The organism is Mesorhizobium waitakense (assembly GCF_056431085.1).
In genome coordinates, this window is the sequence record NZ_JBWKME010000069.1 from 77,898 (window position 1) to 99,569 (window position 21,672).

Here is a 21,672-nt window from a genome sequence, read left to right on the forward strand (position 1 = left end):
GCGGAACTTCCTTGGGCTGATCAGACTTTTTTGGCACCGAGATTTGGTAAGAACTGCATGACGCCGCCGATGCAGGCAAGGTAGAGTCCGGTAATGCTGATGCCGATCTTGGTGAAGGTGCTGACCTGCTCGCCCAGCACGCCGATCTGATCGTAGAAGGCAGCGAGTGCCGCCTGCGCCAGCGCCAGTGCACCGAAAGCGCACCACAAAAGCGTCATCGCGAGGTTGATGCGCCGCAGCCGCACCACCCGCACCGGGTGGATGAAATTGATCGGCACGAAAGTCAGAATGCCGGCCACCACCACCACCGCGAACGAAACCCATTGTCCCGGCTCGATGACGAACAGCGTGAACACCACCATGTTCCAGACCACGGGGAATCCCTTGAAGAAATTCTCCTTCGTCTTCATGCCGGTGTCGGCGTAGTAGATGGCGCTGGAGACGACGATGATCGCCGCCGACAGGAAAGACAGTCCCTCACCCATGAAGCCGCGCTGGTAAAGCGCGAAGGCGGGGATCAGGACATAGGTCACGTAGTCGATGATGTTGTCGAGCATTTCGCCCGACCAGGTCGGCAGGATCTCCTTGACCTCGAGCTTTCTGGCGATCGGCCCGTCGATGCCGTCGACAAACAAGGCCAGTCCGAGCCACCAGAACATCGCGGTCCAGCGCTCTTCGCTCGCGGCCACCAGCGACAGGAAGGCCAGGAACGAGCCCGAGGCGGTCAGCAGATGGACGGAGAACGCCCTCGCCTGCGGCCAGGTGACTTTCTTCTTCGGTCGCGGAATCCGGTCCCTGATCTTCTTGGCCGTTGTGTTCTTGCTCACGGGCCCCGCCAATCCAGCTTGCAGATTTCGGCCGACCGGCCGGCGAAATTCCAGTTTCGGCCGAAAGCCCGCATCTTGCTCTTGTCGGACCTGGCAACGATGATCTCAGGCGCGATCCAGTATTCCGAATTGCTGATCACCGTATCCTTGTCGCGGTCCTTGCCGGGGATCGGCGTTACCGCCCCGTCGATGATCTTCGGGATCTGGAAGATGCGTGTCCTGTCACGCGTCTCATAGGTGATCGGCACTTGTTCGACACCGAGGAATTTGCCGACAAGGATGGAGAGCAACGAGGTGGTCCCGCCCGCCTTGCCGGTGAAAATCTTGGTCAGCGCCTTGACCGCATAGACCGATGCGCGCTTGTCGATGAACAGGCCGGCGGTCCAGTTGCCGCGGCTCATATAGCCGGGGATTTCCATGATCAATCCGAGATTGAGCCCCGACAGGTCGACCTCGCCGAAATGGCCGGCGTCGATGCGGAAGCCGGCCCAGGTCTGGCAATAGCCTTCGGTCGGCGGATGACTGCCGAGCGACAGCACGCAGGGGCAAAAAACCGTGCAATTGCAGGAGAGTACGAGCTCTCCCTTCATCGCCCAGCTCTGGTCTGACATCGACTTTCCCCCACTCATCGCGAGACTACTAGCAGCGCTGCTGCCCAGACAAGCAGTATCGCACCGGCCAGCCGGGTTGGAACCCTGCTCGCCGTCTGTTTTTCGATCAGGGTGAACAGCCCGATCAACGCCATCCAGAAGACGTTCATCACCCCGACGGCGAACATCACCAGCATCAACGCCCAGCAGCAGCCGAGGCACCACAGGCCTTGCGCGACGCCAAGCCGGAAGACGCGGACGGGCCTCGCGCTCCAATTCGCGAACAGGATCGAGAACGGGTTCCTGCATTTCTTCAGACAGGCTTCCTTCAGGCCGCTGAATTGGTAGAGGCCAGCGATCAGCAGAGCGAGCGCGCCGGCAATACCGATGACGGGGTCGAGCAACCCGTTGGACGAGGCGGATGCATGAATGGCCAAGGTCAGCGCCGCGAACATCATCGAGGCAGCGAGCCAGACGCTGAGGTAACCAGCAACCAGCACCAGCGGATGGACGACCGGCTCGCCCTTGATGCGAGCCGTGTCGGCAATCTCGCAATAGGTGCGGATCATCGCTGCGGCCGAAGGCAGCATGGTGGCGATCGCCATCAGGAACCACATCAAGACGAGCGCGCTGGCCTTGAGGCCGAGGCTTCCGTCCAGCGGCGTCGGCGACAGGCAGAGCGCAAAGAACCGTTCCAGGAAATCCGGTAGCGGCAGTCGCGGCAGGTTGCGCAGAAGCGCGTCGCCAGGGGCGCTGAGGCCCGCAATCCGCCCTTCGGCGCTGCGGATTGCCATCGCGGCAAGCAACAGCCAGGCAAGCAGGATGCAGGCGCCGACAACGACGTTTGCCGTCACACGGGGACTGCGCGCGATGTTCGCCATGGCGCGGCCGGCGCGGTCGAGATGGCTGAAGTCGTCTTGCTGGCCGGTCATGACATCCGAATGAGCCGAATCGCCGCGTTGATCAAGCGGCATGAATTGACCTATATGCTGGATCGACTGGCAGGTCGGGTGGGCTGCCTCGCATTGCAAGCCGGAAGCCGATCTTGGAGCATCGAGACACTGCGCGGATACTGGTTGCTGGCACGGGGCCGGCAGGGTTGATCGCGGCGCTCGCTTTCGCCGAGGCCGGTTTCCCGGTGACGCTTGTCGGGCCCGAAACTTCTGCCCCCGACGGCCGCACGACGGCCCTGATGAACCCCGCTCTGCAGGTGCTTGCGCGGCTTGGTGTGCTTGAAGACATCAAGCCCAAGGCGGCGCCCTTGAAGGTGATGCGTATCGTCGACGCGACCCGCCGGCTGATCCGTAGCCCCGTCGTCACCTTCCGCGCCAGCGAGATCGGCGAGGACCAGTTCGGGTTGAACCTGCCCAACAGCGTTCTCAATCCGGCACTCGCCCGCACGGTTGCTACGCATACCGGCATCGACTGGCGAAGGTCGATGGTGGCGAGTTGGCATCTCGACGCCGAACATGCCCGTGCCGTGCTGACCGACGGCAGCACGGTGGATGCTTCCCTGGCGGTCGCCGCCGATGGGCGGCTGTCACCGGCCCGCCAGGCGGCCGGCATCTCGACCTCGGCCCGCTCCTACCCGCAGGCAGCTTTTGTCCTCAATTTCCGTCACAGCGGCGATCATGCCTTCACCTCGACCGAATTCCACACCGAGACCGGTCCGTTCACGCAGGTTCCGCTGCCCGGCAATCGCTCGAGCCTGGTCTGGGTGGTGAAGCCCGAGACAGCAACGGACCTCGCCGCGTTGGACGATGCGACGCTTTCCGTGCGGGTCGAACAGCAGATGCAGTCGATGCTGGGCCGGGTGACGGTCGAGCCGGGCCGGCAGATTTATCCGCTTTCGGCGGTGACGCCGCTGCGTTTCGCGCGGGACCGTGTGGCGCTTGTCGGCGAAGCCGCCCACGTGTTTCCGCCGATCGGCGCCCAAGGCCTCAATCTCGGTATCAGGGATATCGACGATCTCGTTGGTATCGCTGGAGAAAATCGCACCGACCCCGGCGCTGCGAAGGCCCTTGCAGCCTACGATTTCAAACGCCGCCCCGATATTCTGGCGCGCAGCAGTGCGGTCAATCTGCTCAACATGTCGCTGCTTTCCGACATGCTGCCGGCGCAGATGGCCCGTGTTGCCGGGCTTGGCGTGCTGGGTGGCTTCGCGCCGCTTCGCGCCTTCTTCATGCGCGAGGGGCTTCGTCCCGGCAGCGGCTTTGCGGAGCTGGCCGGCGGCCTGCGAAAGCCGGCGCGCTGATAGCGATCTTCCGAACATTCCGCCAATCCGCGTCCTCGGCGAATGTCGACATCGGCGGCCTGCGGCAAAACCTTTTCCCCGCATCCTGCGTAGCTTCAAGGCACGCTCAAAACGCTTCGGGATTGAATTGATGCCCAGTCTGCGCCAAATAAGTTCAAGGAATTCAGTGGTGAGTACGATGAAAACAGCCAAATTCGCAATCGGACAGGTGGTTCGCCACCGGCTGTTTCCCTTCAGGGGCATCATTTTCGACGTCGATCCGCAGTTCGCCAACACCGACGAATGGTACGAAGCCATCCCGGCCGACGTGCGGCCGCGCAAGGATCAACCCTTCTATCACCTGCTCGCCGAGAATTCGGAAACCGAATACATCGCCTATGTCTCCGAGCAGAACCTGCTCGAGGATCAGTCGGGCGAGCCGGTCCGGCATCCGCAGATCAAGGAGATGTTCGACAAGAGGCCGGACGGGCGCTACGAGCCGAAACGGCAATCGAGGCATTAACCGACCAGACGACAGGCGCAAAAAAAGCGGGGCATGACCCCGCTTTTTTGTTAGGCCGACAAAAACCGGCTAATCAGTTGGCGGTCTTCGCCTTGTCCTGCTCTTCCTTGAGCTTCTTGGCGAAATCCTGGTTGTTCTTGGCGACGAAGTCCTGGAGCTTCTTCTGCCGGTCTTCGATATCGGACTGCTGCAGCGGCGGGCCGTCATAGGCGCCGCTGAAACCCTGCAGGGCGATCTTGATCGGGTTCTGCTGGTTCTGGAAATTGACCGAGGTCAGCGTGATCGCCTGGCCCTTCTTGAAGGCACCGACGAGCTGGTCGGTGAGCGGCACTTCGGCCACGCAACGATCCGGGAAGCAAATGACGTAATCAAGCTTCACGGCCTTGCCGGTATCGATCTGCAGGCCAATGCCGGGAGGCACCAGACGGCCGGTCGGCACCGTCACCTGGAACACCTTGCGGTTCACCTTGCCCTTCAGCTCGATCAGGCTGACGCCGGTGATCAGCTGGCCGTTACCGGCGGTGGTGATGTTCTGGACGTTGCAGATGTCGACGTCTTCCTGCTTGGTGCAAGCCTTGAACCAGCCTTGCGGAATCTGCTGTTGCTGCTGTGCGGAAGCAGCGGGAAGCCCTGCGCCCAGAAAGCCGACCACGCCAGCGGCCATGACCGACAGGCGGTACGCGTTGCTGTTCAGGCTCGTCATGTCGTGCACTTCCTCTCAAATGATCCCGGGACCGGCTTCTTCGTGCCGTGTGGTCCAGCTACCTGTTGCCAAAATGAGGCAACAGAATGACTTCGGGGGGCGTGTTACACTGCAAGCGATGTCGAATCCAGCCCGCCACCTGTAATTCTTGATGACGCCATTGGCCGGCACGCAGTTGCCTCATGCTAGGGTGCGCACCGAATCATCAAGTTGACCCAGTAAGGAGACGGTCATGGGCCGCGTTCTTGTTTGGCTGATCACCGCGATATCGCTTCTCGCCCTTTCGCATCAGCCGGCCGCGTCGGAGCCGAAGCACGCCATCGCCATGCAGGGCGAACCGGCTTTGCCGCCCGACTACACGCATTTCGACTACGTCAATCCGGACGCGCCGAAGGGCGGCTCGATCACCTATTGCGTCGTCGGCAGCTTCGACAATCTCAATCCGTTCATCCTCAAGAGCCTGCGCACGACGGCGCGCGGCATGATGGACCAGACTTACGGCAATCTCGTCTTTGAGCCGCTGATGCAGCGCAACTACGATGAGCCCTTCAGCCTGTACGGCTTGCTCGCCGACACCGCCGAGATGGATCCCGAGCGCAAGAGCATCGAGTTCCATCTCAACCCGAAGGCCAAATGGTCCGACGGCCAGCCGGTGACGCCGGAGGATGTGCTGTTCACCTACGATGTCTATACCGACAAGGGCCGTCCACCCTACAGCGCCCGCATGAGCCTGATCGCCAAGCTCGAAAAGACCGGTGACCACAGCGTGCGCTTCACATTCAACGACAAGGCCAATCGCGAGACGCCCCTGATCATCGCGCTGACGCCGATCATACCCAAGCATGCCTTCGACAAGGACACGTTCGACAAGACGACGCTGAAGCCACTGATCGGCAGTGGCCCCTACACCGTTGCACAGGTACAGCCTGGCCAACGCATCGTTTTCAAGCGCAACCCGGACTATTGGGGCAAGGACATCCCGGCCAAGCGCGGCTTCGACAATTACGACCAGATCACCATCGAGTATTTCCTCAACGCCAACGCCAAGCTCGAAGCTTTCAAGAAGGGCCTTTGCGCCATCGACGACGACAGCGATCCGGTCAAGCGCGAGCGCGACCTCGATTTTCCGGCCTTCCACAAGGGCGAGGTGGTCGCCGAAACCTTCGACACCGGCATTCCGCCCGTGGTGACCGGTTTCCTGTTCAACATGCGGCTGCAGAAGTTCGCCAACCCGGTCGTGCGGCGTGCGCTCGGCATGCTCTACGACTTCGAATGGGCCAACAAGAACCTGTTTGGCGGCAAGTACGCGCGCGCGATGAGCTATTGGCAGAATTCGGAGCTTTCCGCGCTTGGTCATCCGGCTGACGAGAGGGAAAAGGCGCTGCTGGCGCCCTACCCCGGCCGCGTGCCGGCCGATGTCATGGATGGCACGTACCGGCCACCGGTCACCGATGGTTCAGGGCAGGATCGCAAGGTGCTGAAAGCGGCCTTCGATCTCTTGAAAAGCATCGGCTATCACGTGCAGGTCGGGACAATGCTCGATCCCGACGGCAAACCCTTTGGCTTCGAGATTCTTGTTGCTTCGCAGGATGAGGAGCGCCTTGCCGGCATCTATCAGCGCACGCTTGAGAAGATCGGCATCGACGTCACCATTCGCAGCCTCGACGGCGATCAGATCCAGTCGCGCAAGCAGCGCTTCGATTTCGAGGCGCTGATCGGATCGAGCGGCTTCAACAATTCATTGTCGCCCGGCATTGAACAGCTTGGCCGATGGGGATCCGAAGCGGCCAAGGCCGAAGGCTCGTTCAATCTGGCCGGTGTCGCCGATCCGGCGGTTGATGCGGCGATCGACGCGATGCTGCGCGCGCGTTCAAAGGAAGACTATGTCGCGGCTGTCAGGGTTCTCGACCGGCTGCTGATCTCCGGCAACTACATGGTGCCGACGCAGTACAACACGCAGCAATGGATCGCCTACTGGAACTATCTGGAACATCCGCAAAAGACGCCCATATTTGGGTATCAACTGCCAAGCTGGTGGCGCAAGCCGAACTGAGGATTTCGGGAGATCGAGATGAGTGAGCTGAACGCCGTCACCGTCGACGTGGTGTCCGACGTCGTCTGCCCATGGTGCTTCATCGGCCAGAAGCGGCTCGACAGGGCGATATCAGCTGTCGGCGACACCGAGGTGCATGTCCGCTGGCGGCCGTTCCAGCTCGATCCGACCATTCCGCCGCAAGGCAAGGATCGCCGCGACTATATGCTGGCCAAGTTCGGCAGCGACGAGCGCATCCGCGAAATTCATGCCCGCATCGAGCCGCTGGGCGAAGCAGAAGGCATTTCGTTTGCGTTCGACGCCATCAAGGTGGCGCCGAACACGCTCGATGCGCACCGCCTGATCCGCTGGGCCGGCGCCGCCGGCGAAGCCGTGCAGAACCGGCTGGTGCGCCGCCTGTTCCAGCTGAATTTCGAAGAAGGCGCTGACATCGGCGACCATGCCGTGCTGGTCGAAGCGGCGCGCGAGGCCGGCATGGACGCATCCGTGGTTGCGACTCTTTTGCCGACCGAGGCCGACGTCGAGGCGGTTCGCACCGAGATCGCCACCGCCTCGCGCATGGGCATAACAGGCGTGCCGTGCTTCCTGATCGAGGGCAAATACGCGGTCATGGGCGCACAGGATGCCGATACCCTGGCCGATGCCATCCGTCAGGTGGCCGCCGCCAAGGCGCGCGGCGAATTGGAAAAGGCCGGCTGAGACCGGCTGCCCCTGCCCTTATGCGGCGGGAGCCGGCGTCACTTCACGGTCACCTTGGCCTTGCTGATGAAAAATCCGTGGCCATTCGTGGCCGTGCAGGTCAGTCCCTTGGTTGACGATTCGCACGAGAATGGCCCTGCGCTCCAGCTTTTGCCGTAAGCGAGCTTGGTGACATCGCTGCAGCATGACTGCTCGCCGGGGTTCTTGATCAAAGTCGCCGGCCCCTTGGGTCCCAGGATGATGGTGACATAGCTCGGCGCGACGCGGGAGCAGCTGAGTTCCGGGCCACCGTCCTGCGGCTCATAGGTGCTGGTGCCGCCCTTCGGGGTGTAGATGCAGCCAATGTTGCCGGACGGCGTGTTGAACTCGATCTGGCCCTCGGCGCCCGCCGGAATGCTCTGCTCGGCGGCCTGCGCCAGGGGGTGCCAGGCAAGGAGGAACAGGGCTGCGGCTGCGCGTACAAGCATTGGAAGCTTCCTCGTTGGAGAACCGGACATGCATGGGTGCCGACAGTGCCCGGCAAGGTTCAATCCCGAACGAAGCAATTGTCAAACGCGGTTCCTGACCTCACCCAACGGGCTCGGATGTGCCGCCCGGCACGCCTGCCGCAACGACCGTTTCGGGTCACTTTTCTGCCTCTGGCGAGGTCACGAACGGAAGATTTCCGAAGATTCTGTCAGTCCGCAGTCAGGAAATTTACCAGTCAATTAGATTTTCGAGTTCACAAACCCGTGTGAAAACCTTCCCTAAGGGAAACTTCGCCGATGGCCCTCCCGCGTCCATCAACAATTTGAAATCAATAGCGATATTCTGTTTTCTTCAATCGATTTGACAGCGGTTCAGTCCTGCAATCTGTTGCCTCATGGCAACGGTCCGCCGGGTAATCCCTTTGGCCAGCTTTAAAAATTAATAGAAAATGATCAATTGGTGTTACCATCCGTAACAAAACAAAAAAGGTTTGGGCGGGATCGTGATTCGGGTCGGTAGACCAACGCAAGAGTCAGTACCGGAAAAAACACCTCGCGATGCCGCACGGCCATCGCTTCTGACGCCGGTATCGTCGATGCGTACCTTCTGGGGCCTGATGCGGGCCTACTGGTTCTCGGACCGGTGGAAGGAAGCCTGGACCCTGACGCTGGTGATCGCGCTGCTCACGGCGCTGTCGAGCAAGGCCGGTGTCTGGTTCGCCGAAGCCTCCGGCGAGTTGGTCAACTCGATCGCCTTCTTCCACGACGCCGCCAACACCACGCCGCTTCGCACGCTGTTGGTCAATGCCGGCATCCTCGTGCTGCTGGTCCTGCTCAAGGACGCCGGCTTTACCGGCATCCGCAATCTTGTCTCGGCGACCTTGCACCGCAAATGGCGCGGTTGGCTGGACAGCCGCTTCAACGAAGCATTGCTGGACAACAATCACACGCATTTTCATGCCCAGCATGCGTCGACCGGCAGCGGCGCACCGGCGCCTGACAACATCGACCAGCGCGTCCAGGAGTCCATCAAGGACATGACCGGCGGCGCCATCGGGCTCGCCATGGGCGTGCTGGGCGTCGCCACCTCGCTCTATTTCGTCGGCCAGAAGCTGCTCGAAAACTCCGTCGAGGTGAAGGGGCTGGAGTTCCTCGGCAGCTATGGCAGCGCCGTCCTCGCCTTCCTGGCCGTCGCCACCTATGTGCCGCTAAACACCTGGATCGCGGTCAAGCTCGGCGGCCTGCTCGAGCGCCTCAACGTCAGGATGCAGCAGGCCGAAGGCAGCTATCGCGGCGAGCTGACGACGTTCCTGCGCCGCAGCTTCCATGTCGCGGCTTCCCAGGGCGAAGGCGTGCAGAGGACGATGCATGGCCGGCTCTATGTCGACATCGACGGCACATGGACGCGGCTGAACATCGTCAACACCGTCTACATGTCGTTCGAACTGATCTACAATTTCATCGGCGCCCGCATCGTCGCCTACGGACCGGGCCTTGTGCCGTTCATTCACAATGGTCTCGATCTCAAGGGCTACATAACCGGCTCCGAACTGGTCAATTCGCTGATCGGCCAATGTTCGTGGTTCATCCACGTCATGCCCGCCATCGCCACGCTGCGCGCCAACAGCCAGCGCGTGACCGAACTGGCCAATGCGATTGAGAACGTCCAGCATCCGCAGGAATTCTACAGTCAGACCGGCCGTTCCGACTTCCACTACGCCAGCCAGAACCCGGTTTTCGGCCTGACCATCCAGAAGCTCGAACTGGCGCATCAGGGCGAGGACGCAACCCCGTTCCTCAGCGCCGCCAATTTGCGCTTCCGGCGCGGCGAGTGGACGTTCCTGAAAGGCGAATCCGGTTGCGGCAAGACCTCGCTGATCAAGGCGATCAACGGCCTGTGGCCCTATGGCCATGGCACCATCGTCTTCCCCGAGGGCGTGAAGAGTTTCTATGCCGCCCAGGAGGTCAAGCTGCAGCAGGTGACGCTGAAACAGCTGGTCTGCCTGCCGGGCTCCGAGCACAATCATAGCGACGCGGATGTCGCGGCGGCGCTGTACAAGGCCGGCCTTGGCGACTTCATCTCGCATCTGGCCGACGCAAGCCGCGAAGGCAAAAGCTGGGACCAGGTTCTGTCGGGCGGCCAGAAGCAGAAGCTGGTGGTGGCGCGCATCGTGCTGCAGCAGCCGGGGCTGCTGTTCCTCGACGAGGCGACGGGCGCACTCGACCCCGAGGGCAAGATTGCCTTCCACCAGGCCATCAAGGACAACTGCCCCGATGTCACCGTCATCAGCGTCATGCACGAGGCGGTGGCGCCGAGATCGCTGACCGGCGCCGAATTCTACCACAGCATCGTGGCGATCGCCGATGGCGTCGCCACCAAGAAGCCCCTGGTTCCGACCCTGCCTGTCGAACTCACCACGATTCTTGTCCAGCCAAGGCCAGTCGAGGACAAGTGGCTGCGCTTCTCGCGCCGGCTGAAGCAGAAATAGCGGCAGTTGGATCTCGGCCGGCCGCGCCATGCGGCGGCCGCTGATCACAGTCTCGCGAGTGGTGCCATTCGGCACCGTTTTTCATCCTCACCACGATTGACTCGGCAAGGCGCGCACCTACGTTGCGCCGGCTTGCAGACAGTCAAACGCGAACCCGCAAGCGGAAAGGTCACAGCGCCATGCCTGGCGACAGTCACAGTCGAACGCAACAGCCGTCCGCCTAGACGTGACCTGAATGGTTCATGTCCTGCCGGACGGCAAGGAGTGAGCCATGAACGAATTTACCCCCGTAGCGAGCGACGAGGCCGTCGCGATCGCCCGTATCCTAGCCAACGATCACGTCGCCGACATTGTCGAGGCCCTGAACAGGGAGCCGCGAGGAAGCGCGACGGAACTGCTTTGTGAAGTGACGTTCGAGCGGCTGGTCGAGATCTTCGACCAGCCTGAACTCGACCGCGCGTCCGAACTCATGGAGGCGCTGCCGCGCGCCAAGGCGGGCAAGCTGCTCACCGCCATGTCGGAAGACCGCGCCGCCGACATCCTGCGCGAGCTGGACGAGCCGGCTCGTTCTGAGCTGCTCGGCGGGCTTGCGCCGTCGCTGCGCGCGACGCTGCTTGCCATTCTGGGTTATCCCGAAGGCAGTGCCGCATCGATCATGACGACGGAGTTCGTCAGCGTGCCTTCGGACTGGACCGTAGGCCGCACGCTCGACTACATCCGCAAGGTCGAGCGGACGCGCGAAACCGTCTACGCGATCTACATCGTCGATCCGCAAACGCATCTCCTGATGCGTTCGACCGGCCTGCGCCGGCTGATCACCGGGGAGCCGGAGGACTCGATCATGACGGTGGCGCCGGATCGCGCGCCGGTGACCGTCAGCCCGCTGACCGATCGCGAAACCCTGGCGCAAACGATCTCGAAATACGACCTGATGGCTGTCCCGGTCGTCGACCACGGCAAGATCCTCGGCATCGTCACCATCGACGACATCATCGACGCGATGATCGAGGAGACGACCGAGGACGTGCACCGTTTCGGCGGCATGGAGGCGCTCGACGAGCCGTACATGAAGATGAGCTTCCTCGCCATGATCAAGAAGCGGGGCGGCTGGCTGTGCGCGCTGTTCATCTCAGAGATGCTGACGGCCAACGCCATGCAGAGCTATGAGGGCGAGTTGGAAAAGGCGATCGTGCTGACGCTGTTCATCCCGCTGATCATGAGCTCAGGTGGCAATTCCGGCTCGCAGGCGACCTCGCTGGTCATCCGGGCGCTGGCGCTGCGCGAGATTGGGCTGCGCGACTGGTGGCGGGTGGCGCTGCGTGAACTGCCCACCGGCCTCGTGCTCGGCGCCATGCTCGGCGTGGTCGGCATCGGCCGTATCGCGCTCTGGCAATATATGGGCTTCTACGACTATGGGCCGCATTGGCCGCTGATCGCCACGACGGTCGGCGCGGCACTGGTCGGCATCGTCACCTTCGGCTCGCTGTCGGGGTCGATGCTGCCGTTCGCCCTGAAACGCATCGGCTTCGATCCGGCCAGCGCATCGGCCCCGTTTGTCGCCACGCTGGTCGATGTCACCGGGCTGGTGATCTATTTCTCGGTGGCACTGGTGATCCTGCGCGGCACCCTGCTGTAGCAATTCCCAGATCTCCGCCGTGGCAAGAACCTTGCCGCGGTGGAGCTACATCCCGGCATTTGCCAGGTCAATCCACCCGCTTGCCGTCCTTCACCCGATAGGTCGGCTTGTACATGGTGACGAGCTCTTCCGCGGCGGTCGGATGCACCGCCATCGTGCGGTCGAAATCATCCTTGGTCAGCCCGGCCTTCAGCGGAATGCCGAGAAGCTGCGCCATCTCGCCGGCATCCGGTCCCAGGATGTGCGCGCCGAGCACCCGCTTCGACGCGCCGTCGACCACCAGCTTGGTCAGCATCTTCTCGTCGCGGCCGGACAGCGTGTGCCGCATCGGCCGGAATGTGGCGCGGTAGATCTCGATGTCGGGGAAGCGTTTGACGGCATCATCCTCCGACAGGCCGACCGTGCCGATTTCGGGCTGTGAAAAGACGGCGGTCGCAATCGTGTCGTGGTCGGGCGCCGTCGGATTTCCCTTGAAGGCGGTCTCGATGAAACACATCGCCTCATGGATCGCCACCGGCGTCAGCTGCACGCGGTTGGTGACGTCGCCGATCGCCCAGATGTTGTCGATGTTGGTGCGCGAGTATTTGTCTACGGCGATCGCACCGATCTTGGTCATCTCCAGGCCGATGCCTTCCAGGCCCATGTTCTCGGTGTTGGGGATGCGGCCGATGGCCAGCATCACCTGGTCGACCGTCAGCACCTTGCCGCCGGTGACGATTGCGTCGAGCCGGCCGTCCGGTCGCTTGCGGATCCATTCGGACACGGAATGGCAGAGGATCGTTATCCCCTTCTTTTCCATCGTCTCGTGCAGCATGCGCCGCAGGTCCATGTCGAAGCGGCTGAGGATCTCCTTGCCGCGGTAGACCAGCGTGGTGTCGACGCCGAGGCCGTGGAAGATGTTGGCGAACTCGACGGCGATGTAGCCGCCGCCTTCGATCATGATCGCCTTGGGTAGCTGCTTGAGATCGAAAGCCTCGTTGGAGAAGATGCAATGCTCATGGCCGGGCAGCGCCGGATGCGGCGCCGGGCGGCCGCCGGTGGCGATCAGGATCTGGTCGGCGGTGACGGTGCGATCGTCGCCCAGAAGATGCACGACATGCGGATCGACGATCATGGCGCGCGAGTGAAAGGCCTCGCCGCCGGCGCCCTCGACATTCCTCTGGTAGATCGCCTCGAGCCGGCTGATTTCGCGATCCTTGTTGGCGACCAGCGTCTTCCAGTCGAAACTTGCCTCCGGCACCGTCCAGCCATAGCCGGCGGCGTCGGCGAAATGCTCGGGAAATTGCGAGGCATAGACATAGAGCTTTTTCGGCACGCAGCCCCTGATGACGCAGGTGCCGCCATAGCGGTATTCCTCGGCGATGCCGACGCGCTTGCCGAGTGCGGCGGCGACGCGCGCCGCCCTCACCCCGCCCGAGCCGCCGCCGATGACGAAAAGATCGTAGTCGTAACCGGCCATCTGGCGGCTCCTCAAGCTTCAGAAATCCAGTGACAGGTAGGCCGCCAGGCAGCAAAAGAAAAGCCCGGACAAGCCGGGCTTTATCGATGGCCGCAAGGCCATTTGGAAACGCAAGATCAGTTCTGCGTGTCGTCTGCGGGAGCCGAACCGTCGGCGGGCGCGGCGCCATCCGCAGGCGCGGCTCCGTCCGCGGGCGCTGCGGCAGGGGCTGCCGGCGCCTTGGCCTTGGCGGCCGCGGCTAGCGTCTCGCCGACCTGCTGGGCGAGATCACGGGCAAGGCCGTTCTGCCAGATGTCGGCTGCCTTGACCAGTTCGCGGGTCACGGTCGGGCCGCTATCCAGCAGCTTCTTGCCCGAATCGGAACTGTAGAAAGCGGCGATATCGGTCAGTTCTTTTTCGGAGAACACTTTTGCGTAGGCGAGGGCGGCTTCCTTCTCGAGGTCGGCGCGGCGCGAGGCCAGCGCCAGCGCCTTCTCGTTGATGGTCTTGCCGATCAGCTCCTGCATGTCCGGGTTCTTCTGGATGAGCTGCGATTCGAGCGCGGCTGCCGCCTGCGGCAGGATGTTGTCGAACGGGTCGGTCGCGTGGATCGCCGCGACCGCCGCGCGGGCGGCCTTCAGGTGCGAGTCCGTGACTTCTTGCGAAAACGCCGGCGAAGAGAGGGCGAAAACGGCCGTAGCCGCCAGAACGGCGCAAAGGCTGCGAACCCGGTTATGCAACATCATGATCGGTAGAACTCCCTGGTTTTCGGGCGGCATGGACAGTTTGGATACCGTCGCCGCCGGCGATGATGGCCGCTGACGCCAGCCCGATGAAAAGACCATGCTCGACCACGCCCGGAATGGCGTGGAGAGCATTCGAAAGCGCTCTTGTATCCGGAATGCGGCCAAAAGATGCATCGAGGATAAAATGGCCGCCGTCTGTAACAAAAGCCTGGCCCCCCGTCATCCTCAATATAACCGGACCGGAAAGGCCGAGCTTTTCAGCTGCGGCGCCGATGGCGATTTCGGTTGCGCGCAGGCCGAACTGATTGACTTCGATAGGCAGCGGAAAACGGCCGAGCGTCTCGACCATCTTCGACTGGTCGGCAATGACGATCATGCGCTGGGAAGCCGCGGCAACGATCTTCTCGCGCAACAGCGCGCCGCCGCCGCCCTTGATCAGGGTCAGCGCCGGATCGACCTCGTCGGCGCCATCGACTGTGAGATCGAGCTGCGGCGTTTCCTCCAGCGTCGACAGCGGCACGCCAAGCTCGCGGCAGAGCGACGCGGTGCGCTCCGAAGTCGGCACGCCGATGACGGTCATGCCGGTGGCGACCTTCTCGGCCAGCAGCCGCACGAACTCTTCGGCGGTGGTGCCGGTGCCGATGCCGAGCCGCATGCCGTCGCTCACATAAGCGAGCGCTGCCCGCGCGGCTTCGACCTTCAACTGTCTTGCATCCATGCCGCTTGCTGCCTCGGAAATTCGCTGCTGGGCTCCTAGCATTTTTGCTGGTCGGGTCAAAGCCTTTGGCAGCGGCGTACGCCCTGGTGACGAGCAGCATGGCTGTTCTGCGCAACGCGCGGTCAGGGGCAATGCGTCAGGGATCTCCGATAGGAATTTTTTCTTGACCTACTGATGGCAGCTATGCTACATATTTGTCCATGGTGCTGATTTGCGCCAACGACCCGCCGCCATGGCGGGTTTTTCATGTCCGGTGGCAGGCCGCTCAGAACGACCCGCCCCGCTTGCCCCACGCCGCTTGCCTTGACGCGCCGCAGCCGCTATCGCCTGCCACTTGCATGAACTTGGCCCAGGACTGACCATGACTCGCCCGATCATCGTGTTCGACCTCGACGGTACGCTGGTCGATACAGCGCCGGACCTGCTCGACAGCCTGAACCACAGCCTTGCTGCCAGCCACATCGCGGCGGTCGATGAGGCCGGCTTCAGGCGCTTTGTCGGTCACGGCGGCCGCGTGATGATCGAACGGGCCCATGCCGCCCAGCAGCGATCGCTTGATGTCGAGGAGCACGACCGGCTGCTGAAACTCTTCCTCGACCACTACACCCTCAACATCCCCGGCAAATCGCGCCCCTACCCCGGCGTCGTCGAGGCCATCGCCCGCTTCGAGAACGCCGGCTATCTCCTGGCCATCTGCACCAACAAATACGAGGCCAACTCGCTGGCGCTGATCGAGGCGCTTGGCCTGACGAAGCATTTTGCCGCAATCGCCGGGCAGGACACGTTCGCGTTCCGTAAGCCCGACCCGCGTCATCTCATCGAAACCATCAAACTGGCTGGCGGCGATCCGCATCGCGCGCTGATGGTCGGCGATTCGCAGACCGACATCGACACCGCCAAGGCCGCCGGCATTCCTGTCGTGGCGGTCGATTTCGGTTACACCGACCGCCATGTGCGCGAATTCGAACCCTCGGCGGTGATCTCGCATTTCGACGCCCTGACGCTAGATCTGGCGCAAAGGCTGATCGCCGCCGCGGGGAACTGACCGGAAAGCAGCCGGCGTCACGTCGGAGATGGGTCCACAGGACAACAATCCGATCCTTGCCGGAACGCCTGACACCGCCTTGACTTCCCGCACCTGCCTCCCTTATATCGCGGCTCGCTTGGCCTTCGGGCAACGAGCGGGCGATTAGCTCAGCGGGAGAGCACACCCTTCACACGGGTGGGGTCGCAGGTTCAATCCCTGCATCGCCCACCAATATCCCTAGGAAAGTCAGCAGCTTACTAGCGTGTTGGCCAAAATCGTCGATCTAGGCCTTTTTCGTTTCGCCACTAAGTCGCCACCAATTCGACGATTGTTTTCGACACCGGCTTCGGGAACTGAGCAGCTGGCTTCGCCTCTTTCACGGCGGTATTCCGTCCCGAAGCCCCGAAATGCGCCGCTCGTTTGTAGGCTCCAACGTGTAATCGATTCCTTGATTGCCAGCCGTTTGCTTCTGCGCGCCAGGAGCGGCTCCGCAAGGCGTAGCCTTAGGTAGCGCCTCAACGTCCGCCCATCTCTGTGCTACATTGCAATTTCAACACGCTCAGCAAGTGTGTGCCGAACACGGGCTGGAGCCGGAACTACCGCCGCGCTTTCGTTACTGGATTGAGCCGCGAGGAGGATCAAGCATGTCTGACCGCGCCGACGTAGGCCCTCTGCAACTTGGCGAACGTGCGCCCAACTTCGTACTCGACGCAATTACTCGCGAGGGCAAGATAGCTATCGACGATTTCCGCGGCGAGAAGCCAGTGCTGGTTGGGCTGTATCGAGGTCTGCATTGTCCGTTTTGCAGGCGTCATATCGCGACGGTTTCGCTGCTCACACCAGCCCTTAACGCAAAGGGCATCGAAAGCCTCACGGTGGTGAACACGCCCATCGAGCGGGCGCGCCTTTATCTCCGGTACCATCCGATGGTTGGTTTGCTTGCTGCATCCGATCCGGAGCGCGTTTCACACCGCGCCTTTGGATTGCCCAATATGCAAATAGTAACTGAGGGCGAGAGCGCATTGCCGCACAAGGTCTCGATGAACGACGTGAAGGCGATGCGGCTCAACGTGCCGGGCGAAATGCCTGAGCCGATGGATCCGTTTGCCACGCTCGAATATCTGAACAAAAAAGACAATTACGATATCACCGAAGCGGACCAGCAAATGATGGCGACCGGCGTGGGCCAGCTCACCGGCCAGTTCCTGCTCGACCGCAACGGCGTCGTTCGCTGGACGTTCTCCGAAGTTTTCGATGGCGGCTTGGGCGCCCACCCGAATTCTGAGGCGATGATGTCGGTCGCGTCGCATATTGGTCAGTAGCGGCGCGGTTGCGGACATCGGCTGCACGGACAGCAGGTGTTTTGCAAACGTCAGTTCGAGCCGGGCTCGCGACGCTTGGGGCAGTCGCTTCGACGACGGGCTGAGTGCGGTGGAAATTCCAGTATGAGCGACCAACCACGCGCCAGCGCGGAAAGACAATGGCGTCGAGCCCGCGATCAGCGCTTCATCGAGTGCAGGATGGCCTGCATGTGCTCTTCCAGGTCGAGTTCGCCCCGAGCCTCAGCGGTCAACAGGTACTCGGCCTTAGCCCGTAGGTCGCCTCGGCTGATCGCCGGATAGGAGCAGATGGCCAGCAATGCGTCCTGTTCAATCCGGTCTGCCCTCTTGCATTCGTGGCTGCTACTGCCCGCTTGATGAACAACCCTGTAAAGCCCGGCATAGGTGGCTTCATGGGCTCCGATCAGCGACCGCAATTCGGGCGAGGCGCCTTCCCCTTCAGCAAGCGTCGGTTCAACGACCGAGGCCACGGCGGCGAACGCGAGAAGTGTACGGCGGGTGACTTCGGGCATGCCTCATATCCCTGCTGTCTGATCATGCGGGCACACTATAGCACCGGCGCAACGGTTCGGAGAGATGCTCTGGGACGCGACCATCCTGTCTGCTGACAAAATGTTTTCGCACCCGCAGATCGCCCTCCCGGGCTGGCCGGTTGAGGGCCCTGAAAACCGAAAGCGCCGCGCGCTTGGGGGCCACAAGCCACCCCTCACCCCGCCTGCCGATTAACCCGGGGGCGACAACATCGCCCGCCGGATGCCTTCGCGCTGTCAACCGCACCCTAGCGGTAAGTGTGGCCTTAAGTCGCAATAACTGGCTTCCGAAAGCAGGGCCTCGGGCTTCATTGATGCTGCAACCAACACCATATGGTGATCCACAGCCCTCCAAAACGAGAGAAGCTCGCCCTGACGCGATCGCACTGCGGCCGTCAGCCGGAGATGGCCATGAACTAGGAACCTGAAAACCATGCCTGAAAATATCAGATCAACTTCGAGAGACGTCCCTCTCATTCAGCTAGGCGTCTATCAGTGCCGCTTCCCGGTGAGCGAAGACGCGTCAGTACCTGGCGGTTACCGTTTTTGTGCTGGGCCAACTTCGCCGGATCGCGTCTATTGCGATCACCACCACAGCATCGTGACCGCCGTCGACCCTCGTCGAACCCGTTCAGGTCTCCACCCCGCTCAACGACGCGCCGCGTAAGTTAAGCGGGCGGCCTTCCCCGACCGCAAGCGCGACAAGGGGAGAGATTCAGCAGAATTTCAGAAATCTTCCGGTACGCGGCCGTTCCCAGGCTGCATTGTTCTGAAGAACGAACCGGATGAGGTCGAAGATGTCGCTGAATGAGAACACGCGCCAAGCCGCCCGGCAGGAACTGCTGGAATTTGCGTCCAGCGTCATGGTTGGGTCCCCTTGTGCGCCCATGCCTGGAACAATGTTCGAAATGCTGGAGATCATCGCCGTGGAGAGGCGGATGACTTCCAACCAAGGTGACGGCAGGTCAAATTCCTCTGATCGCTTGACGTCCGAGCCGATTGAGACCCCAATCAGGCTGCGTTTGGTCGAGCTGGTCAGATCGGCATTCAATGTCGCAAGAAAACGGTGGGCCCATACTGGCACTTGGCAGTTGCGAGCTTGATCTTGCCCGCGGGCTGCTTGTCCGCGATGGAAAACCTGTTGCTCTGCGCTGCAAGGCGTTTGATCTGCTAACTTACCTCAGCAGGAATGTCGGGCGTGTCGCGACCAAGTCTGAACTGATGTCAGCGGTATGGCCCGATGTGTTCGTGACCGAGGACTCACTGACGCAGGCGGTCAGGGAGTTGCGAAAGGCGCTGCAGGACGAAAGCCAAACCATTATCCGCACGGTTGCCAAACGCGGCTACGTCCTCTCTCTTCCCGATACGCCAAGACAAGAGCGCTCTGGACAGCCGAGCGTTGCGGTACTGCGCTTCAGCAATGAAGGTGCGCCGGACGACTCCCCTTTGGTTGACGGTTTCGCCGAGGACATTGTCAATGCGTTGGCTCGCTTCGGAACGGTCGTTGTGCTGGCGCGCAATTCCGGATTTGCATTTGTCTCGGATTCCGCTTCCGATTGGCGTGCTGTTGGCGACAGCCTCGGCGCAACCTATCTGGTCCGCGGCAGGGCGACGACCCGCGCAGGCGGCATGCGGGTCACCGTCAGTCTCATGACCGCTTCGACGGGTGAAGTCCTCTGGAGCGATACGTTTTCTGCTTCTGGCGGCCAGATCTTCGACATGCAGGAAGAAATCGCCAGCCGTGTGGTGAACCGGCTGGTCGCTCGGCTTGACGACGCGGGTATCAAGCAGGCAACTCCGAAGCCTCCCGATAGCCTGGCCGCATATGAGCTTGTCCTGCGTGGACTGGCCCGGCTGCGCGGTTATGGCGATGACGACAATCAGGCCGCGCGCGATCTCTTTCAGGCTGCGGTCGACAAGGACCCGACCTATGCTTTGGCGCATTCCTACACCGCGCTGGCCGATCTCATTATCGGTGGCTATGCCGAGGCATCCCCGGCGTTGCTTGGTTCATTGATCGACCGTGCGGAGTGTGCGGTGACGCTTGCGCCGGAAGAGCCACGTTGCCATCGCGTGCTTGCCCAGGCCTTGATCTCTGCCCGTCGGTTCGAAGCGGCCGAACATCACCTTCAACGCGCGTTCGACCTCAATCCATATGACGCCGATACGATTGCGCAAATGGGGTACTTGCTCACGATGAGAGGCAGGCCGCTTGAAGCACTCGCGGCGATTGACAGTGCGATACGGATCAACCCGATCCATCCTGATTGGTACCACTATGATCGCGCCATCGCCCAATACTCGGCGGGAGATTACAAGGCAGCGCTTGTCAGCATGTCCAAGGTCCCCCCGAGGACCCCCTGGCGACTGGCAAGGCTGGCGGGGTGTCACGCTCAACTCGGCGAACTGAAGGAAGCTCAGCGCATTATGGCAGAGGTCAAGCGGATAGCGCCTGATTACTCGCCACTTGAATTTGCGCAAACCGGAATCGCCTTCGAACATGCGAGTGATGCTGAACACCTCATTGCCGGCGTCGCCAAGGCACTCGCAGCCTATGAGGACCAAGGCTAGGGCCGCCACCCGGGCCTGCTTTCCTCAACATCGCAATCCAATGCAACAGAGCTAGCAGCTGCAGTCCGCCCCTTCGCCGCCAAAATTCTTCTGGGCGAAATTCAGGGCGCTGCTGTAGCTCGTATAGCTCTGGAACTGACAGACGTCGGAGCCGTTCCGTACTTTCATCTGGTCGAGATCCCAGAACGAAACCTCGATGCGGTCGTCGGCGCAGTAGACCGTGTAGCGTTCAGGTTCCAGCGCTTTGGCTTTCTGCACGGGCATGCATACGGCCGGGATGGAAAGTGCTGACAGTGCAAGCAAGACGACATGACGCGCGCGCATAGTGACCCCCAATGAACCGCCAACATCATATGGCCATGAATACTGAAGCGGCGCATCGTGGTTTTTTTGGCGCATGGGGTTCTTCTTCCGAAAACTGTAAATCGGTGAACTCAATCGCCACGCACTTCAGCTGCGGAACAAACCGGCCTGGCAGCGAGTTTCTGTCCGACGAGAACTTGAGGGAAAGCCATGTCCAGATTTCTGTTGGCGACAAGCGTCGCCGTTCTTCTCGCCGGCGGGCCGGCCTTTGCCGCGGATGAGCCCTTGTTGCCGCCGCCCAACGCCAAGAAACTGTCGGAGATCCTCGCCAAGGTCGAGAAGCGCGACGGCTTTCGCTATGTCAAGGAAGTCGACTGGGACAGCGGCGCCTACGTCGTCACCTACTACACATCCGACAAGGCCAAGGTCGAAATCACCTATGATCCCGTGACCGCCGAGCCAAAATAGAGTGCGTCGGCACGCGCCTTGAATTTAGGTCTATTGGCCTTTCCTGGCGCTGGCGCCGCCCCTCACCTGCCTGCCGGCATCCTCTCCCCGTATAGTGACGGGGAGAGGGACGCCTTCATCGCCGATTTCGCCAATCTCCAGCGTTGCAGAAAAAGCGCCAGCGGTGCGGCCGGCCTCTTTCTCCCCGTCCTACGGGGAGAAATGCCCGGCAGGGCAATGAGGGGCGGCGCCGACTTCGACAATTGGTGGTCTTCGCCTCAAGTCGAACTTGTCATTGGTCAGGGCTTTTGCCCTGGCCCCGCCCAAAATTG

Annotated in this window: 22 protein-coding genes and 1 tRNA gene; 12 read left to right on the forward strand and 11 right to left on the reverse strand. The window is 61.8% G+C overall.

Annotated features, from left to right (window positions below):
- Window positions 1-20 precede the first annotated feature (20 nt).
- From pcsA to AC07FD_RS16340, 3 genes are read right to left on the reverse strand one after another with little or no spacing between them, the layout of a single operon-like run.
- Window positions 21-827: a phosphatidylcholine synthase gene (gene pcsA / locus AC07FD_RS16330; protein ID WP_478350679.1), complete on the reverse strand. Its 807-nt coding sequence runs from the start codon at window positions 825-827 to the stop codon at window positions 21-23.
- Window positions 824-1,438, reverse strand: a complete 615-nt coding sequence (locus AC07FD_RS16335) for a DUF1326 domain-containing protein (protein ID WP_095091806.1) — start codon at window positions 1,436-1,438, stop codon at window positions 824-826. Before AC07FD_RS16335 ends, pcsA begins: the two co-directional genes overlap by 4 nt.
- A 14-nt stretch (window positions 1,439-1,452) precedes the next feature.
- Window positions 1,453-2,349, reverse strand: a complete 897-nt coding sequence (locus tag AC07FD_RS16340; RefSeq protein WP_478350680.1) for a DUF2182 domain-containing protein — start codon at window positions 2,347-2,349, stop codon at window positions 1,453-1,455.
- A gap of 113 nt (window positions 2,350-2,462) precedes the next feature.
- Between AC07FD_RS16340 and AC07FD_RS16345 the strand changes: the two genes are divergently transcribed.
- Window positions 2,463-3,671 (forward strand): UbiH/UbiF family hydroxylase, encoded by a 1,209-nt coding sequence (locus tag AC07FD_RS16345; protein ID WP_478350681.1) that lies wholly within the window; start codon window positions 2,463-2,465, stop codon window positions 3,669-3,671.
- Between the two features lie 178 nt (window positions 3,672-3,849).
- Window positions 3,850-4,173, forward strand: coding sequence for a heat shock protein HspQ (gene hspQ / locus AC07FD_RS16350; RefSeq protein ID WP_167392389.1), 324 nt, complete (start codon window positions 3,850-3,852; stop codon window positions 4,171-4,173).
- Between the two features lie 73 nt (window positions 4,174-4,246).
- Here hspQ and AC07FD_RS16355 read toward each other — a convergent pair whose 3' ends face one another.
- A complete protein-coding gene (locus AC07FD_RS16355; RefSeq protein ID WP_095091562.1) occupies window positions 4,247-4,876 on the reverse strand; it encodes an invasion associated locus B family protein in 630 nt (209 codons plus the stop codon).
- A 232-nt stretch (window positions 4,877-5,108) separates the two neighbouring features.
- Between AC07FD_RS16355 and AC07FD_RS16360 the strand changes: the two genes are divergently transcribed.
- Both AC07FD_RS16360 and AC07FD_RS16365 read left to right on the forward strand, forming a co-directional pair.
- Window positions 5,109-6,929: an extracellular solute-binding protein gene (locus AC07FD_RS16360; RefSeq protein WP_478350682.1), complete on the forward strand. Its 1,821-nt coding sequence runs from the start codon at window positions 5,109-5,111 to the stop codon at window positions 6,927-6,929.
- 18 nt (window positions 6,930-6,947) lie between these two features.
- The gene (locus AC07FD_RS16365; RefSeq protein ID WP_478350683.1) at window positions 6,948-7,628 is read left to right on the forward strand and encodes a DsbA family oxidoreductase; all 681 of its coding nucleotides are present in this window, start codon (window positions 6,948-6,950) and stop codon (window positions 7,626-7,628) included.
- A gap of 38 nt (window positions 7,629-7,666) precedes the next feature.
- Here the strand turns inward: AC07FD_RS16365 and AC07FD_RS16370 are convergent, their stop codons facing one another.
- Window positions 7,667-8,095: a hypothetical protein gene (locus AC07FD_RS16370; RefSeq protein ID WP_478350684.1), complete on the reverse strand. Its 429-nt coding sequence runs from the start codon at window positions 8,093-8,095 to the stop codon at window positions 7,667-7,669.
- A gap of 596 nt (window positions 8,096-8,691) precedes the next feature.
- Between AC07FD_RS16370 and AC07FD_RS16375 the strand changes: the two genes are divergently transcribed.
- Both AC07FD_RS16375 and mgtE read left to right on the forward strand, forming a co-directional pair.
- Window positions 8,692-10,584, forward strand: coding sequence for an ABC transporter ATP-binding protein/permease (locus tag AC07FD_RS16375; RefSeq protein WP_478350685.1), 1,893 nt, complete (start codon window positions 8,692-8,694; stop codon window positions 10,582-10,584).
- Between the two features lie 271 nt (window positions 10,585-10,855).
- On the forward strand, window positions 10,856-12,220 hold the full coding sequence (gene mgtE, locus AC07FD_RS16380; RefSeq protein WP_478350686.1) for a magnesium transporter: 1,365 nt from the start codon (window positions 10,856-10,858) through the stop codon (window positions 12,218-12,220).
- Window positions 12,221-12,287: 67 nt separating this feature from the next.
- Here the strand turns inward: mgtE and gor are convergent, their stop codons facing one another.
- The 3 genes from gor to rpiA all read right to left on the reverse strand — a co-directional run bounded on the left by gor (window position 12,288) and on the right by rpiA (window position 15,122).
- A complete protein-coding gene (gene gor, locus AC07FD_RS16385) occupies window positions 12,288-13,679 on the reverse strand; it encodes a glutathione-disulfide reductase (protein ID WP_478350687.1) in 1,392 nt (463 codons plus the stop codon).
- A 116-nt stretch (window positions 13,680-13,795) separates the two neighbouring features.
- Entirely contained in the window at window positions 13,796-14,404 is a 609-nt protein-coding gene (locus AC07FD_RS16390) for a DUF2059 domain-containing protein (protein ID WP_478350688.1), read from the reverse strand.
- Window positions 14,391-15,122 (reverse strand): ribose-5-phosphate isomerase RpiA, encoded by a 732-nt coding sequence (gene rpiA, locus AC07FD_RS16395; protein WP_478350689.1) that lies wholly within the window; start codon window positions 15,120-15,122, stop codon window positions 14,391-14,393. The genes AC07FD_RS16390 and rpiA overlap by 14 nt, the downstream gene beginning before the upstream one ends.
- Before the next feature lie 361 nt (window positions 15,123-15,483).
- On the opposite strand from rpiA, the gene AC07FD_RS16400 reads away from it, so the two are divergent.
- The 3 genes from AC07FD_RS16400 to AC07FD_RS16410 all read left to right on the forward strand — a co-directional run bounded on the left by AC07FD_RS16400 (window position 15,484) and on the right by AC07FD_RS16410 (window position 17,471).
- On the forward strand, window positions 15,484-16,167 hold the full coding sequence (locus tag AC07FD_RS16400) for a phosphoglycolate phosphatase (protein ID WP_478350690.1): 684 nt from the start codon (window positions 15,484-15,486) through the stop codon (window positions 16,165-16,167).
- Window positions 16,168-16,305: 138 nt separating this feature from the next.
- Window positions 16,306-16,380: transfer RNA gene (locus tag AC07FD_RS16405), tRNA-Val, on the forward strand.
- Between the two features lie 413 nt (window positions 16,381-16,793).
- Window positions 16,794-17,471 carry a peroxiredoxin-like family protein gene (locus AC07FD_RS16410; RefSeq protein WP_478350691.1) on the forward strand — a complete coding sequence of 226 codons (678 nt, stop codon included), beginning with the start codon at window positions 16,794-16,796 and terminating at the stop codon, window positions 17,469-17,471.
- A gap of 176 nt (window positions 17,472-17,647) precedes the next feature.
- Here AC07FD_RS16410 and AC07FD_RS16415 read toward each other — a convergent pair whose 3' ends face one another.
- The gene (locus AC07FD_RS16415; protein ID WP_478350692.1) at window positions 17,648-18,001 is read right to left on the reverse strand and encodes a hypothetical protein; all 354 of its coding nucleotides are present in this window, start codon (window positions 17,999-18,001) and stop codon (window positions 17,648-17,650) included.
- A gap of 451 nt (window positions 18,002-18,452) precedes the next feature.
- On the opposite strand from AC07FD_RS16415, the gene AC07FD_RS16420 reads away from it, so the two are divergent.
- Window positions 18,453-18,686, forward strand: coding sequence for a hypothetical protein (locus AC07FD_RS16420; protein WP_478350693.1), 234 nt, complete (start codon window positions 18,453-18,455; stop codon window positions 18,684-18,686).
- Between the two features lie 48 nt (window positions 18,687-18,734).
- Here the strand turns inward: AC07FD_RS16420 and AC07FD_RS16425 are convergent, their stop codons facing one another.
- Window positions 18,735-19,070, reverse strand: coding sequence for a hypothetical protein (locus AC07FD_RS16425; RefSeq protein ID WP_478350694.1), 336 nt, complete (start codon window positions 19,068-19,070; stop codon window positions 18,735-18,737).
- Here AC07FD_RS16425 and AC07FD_RS16430 point away from each other — a divergent pair.
- Window positions 19,070-20,590, forward strand: coding sequence for a winged helix-turn-helix domain-containing tetratricopeptide repeat protein (locus tag AC07FD_RS16430; RefSeq protein WP_478350695.1), 1,521 nt, complete (start codon window positions 19,070-19,072; stop codon window positions 20,588-20,590). The genes AC07FD_RS16425 and AC07FD_RS16430 overlap by 1 nt on opposite strands.
- Before the next feature lie 51 nt (window positions 20,591-20,641).
- Here the strand turns inward: AC07FD_RS16430 and AC07FD_RS16435 are convergent, their stop codons facing one another.
- Window positions 20,642-20,989, reverse strand: coding sequence for a hypothetical protein (locus AC07FD_RS16435; protein ID WP_478350696.1), 348 nt, complete (start codon window positions 20,987-20,989; stop codon window positions 20,642-20,644).
- A 114-nt stretch (window positions 20,990-21,103) separates the two neighbouring features.
- Here AC07FD_RS16435 and AC07FD_RS16440 point away from each other — a divergent pair, with 114 nt between their 5' ends.
- A complete protein-coding gene (locus AC07FD_RS16440; protein ID WP_457154209.1) occupies window positions 21,104-21,361 on the forward strand; it encodes a PepSY domain-containing protein in 258 nt (85 codons plus the stop codon).
- The last annotated feature ends 311 nt before the right edge of the window (window positions 21,362-21,672 follow it).

What these genes read in the sequence shown, in the direction of transcription:
- AC07FD_RS16335 (WP_095091806.1), bottom strand. Translation starts at nt 1,438, where the DNA reads ATGTCAGACCAGAGCTGGGCGATGAAGGGAGAGCTCGTACTCTCCTGC.
- AC07FD_RS16340 (WP_478350680.1), bottom strand. Translation starts at nt 2,349, where the DNA reads ATGACCGGCCAGCAAGACGACTTCAGCCATCTCGACCGCGCCGGCCGC.
- hspQ (WP_167392389.1), top strand. Translation starts at nt 3,850, where the DNA reads ATGAAAACAGCCAAATTCGCAATCGGACAGGTGGTTCGCCACCGGCTG.
- AC07FD_RS16355 (WP_095091562.1), bottom strand. Translation starts at nt 4,876, where the DNA reads ATGACGAGCCTGAACAGCAACGCGTACCGCCTGTCGGTCATGGCCGCT.
- AC07FD_RS16360 (WP_478350682.1), top strand. Translation starts at nt 5,109, where the DNA reads ATGGGCCGCGTTCTTGTTTGGCTGATCACCGCGATATCGCTTCTCGCC.
- AC07FD_RS16365 (WP_478350683.1), top strand. Translation starts at nt 6,948, where the DNA reads ATGAGTGAGCTGAACGCCGTCACCGTCGACGTGGTGTCCGACGTCGTC.
- AC07FD_RS16370 (WP_478350684.1), bottom strand. Translation starts at nt 8,095, where the DNA reads ATGCTTGTACGCGCAGCCGCAGCCCTGTTCCTCCTTGCCTGGCACCCC.
- AC07FD_RS16375 (WP_478350685.1), top strand. Translation starts at nt 8,692, where the DNA reads ATGCGTACCTTCTGGGGCCTGATGCGGGCCTACTGGTTCTCGGACCGG.
- mgtE (WP_478350686.1), top strand. Translation starts at nt 10,856, where the DNA reads ATGAACGAATTTACCCCCGTAGCGAGCGACGAGGCCGTCGCGATCGCC.
- gor (WP_478350687.1), bottom strand. Translation starts at nt 13,679, where the DNA reads ATGGCCGGTTACGACTACGATCTTTTCGTCATCGGCGGCGGCTCGGGC.
- AC07FD_RS16390 (WP_478350688.1), bottom strand. Translation starts at nt 14,404, where the DNA reads ATGATGTTGCATAACCGGGTTCGCAGCCTTTGCGCCGTTCTGGCGGCT.
- rpiA (WP_478350689.1), bottom strand. Translation starts at nt 15,122, where the DNA reads ATGGATGCAAGACAGTTGAAGGTCGAAGCCGCGCGGGCAGCGCTCGCT.
- AC07FD_RS16400 (WP_478350690.1), top strand. Translation starts at nt 15,484, where the DNA reads ATGACTCGCCCGATCATCGTGTTCGACCTCGACGGTACGCTGGTCGAT.
- AC07FD_RS16410 (WP_478350691.1), top strand. Translation starts at nt 16,794, where the DNA reads ATGTCTGACCGCGCCGACGTAGGCCCTCTGCAACTTGGCGAACGTGCG.
- AC07FD_RS16415 (WP_478350692.1), bottom strand. Translation starts at nt 18,001, where the DNA reads ATGCCCGAAGTCACCCGCCGTACACTTCTCGCGTTCGCCGCCGTGGCC.
- AC07FD_RS16420 (WP_478350693.1), top strand. Translation starts at nt 18,453, where the DNA reads ATGCCTGAAAATATCAGATCAACTTCGAGAGACGTCCCTCTCATTCAG.
- AC07FD_RS16430 (WP_478350695.1), top strand. Translation starts at nt 19,070, where the DNA reads ATGTCGCAAGAAAACGGTGGGCCCATACTGGCACTTGGCAGTTGCGAG.
- AC07FD_RS16435 (WP_478350696.1), bottom strand. Translation starts at nt 20,989, where the DNA reads ATGCGCCAAAAAAACCACGATGCGCCGCTTCAGTATTCATGGCCATAT.
- AC07FD_RS16440 (WP_457154209.1), top strand. Translation starts at nt 21,104, where the DNA reads ATGTCCAGATTTCTGTTGGCGACAAGCGTCGCCGTTCTTCTCGCCGGC.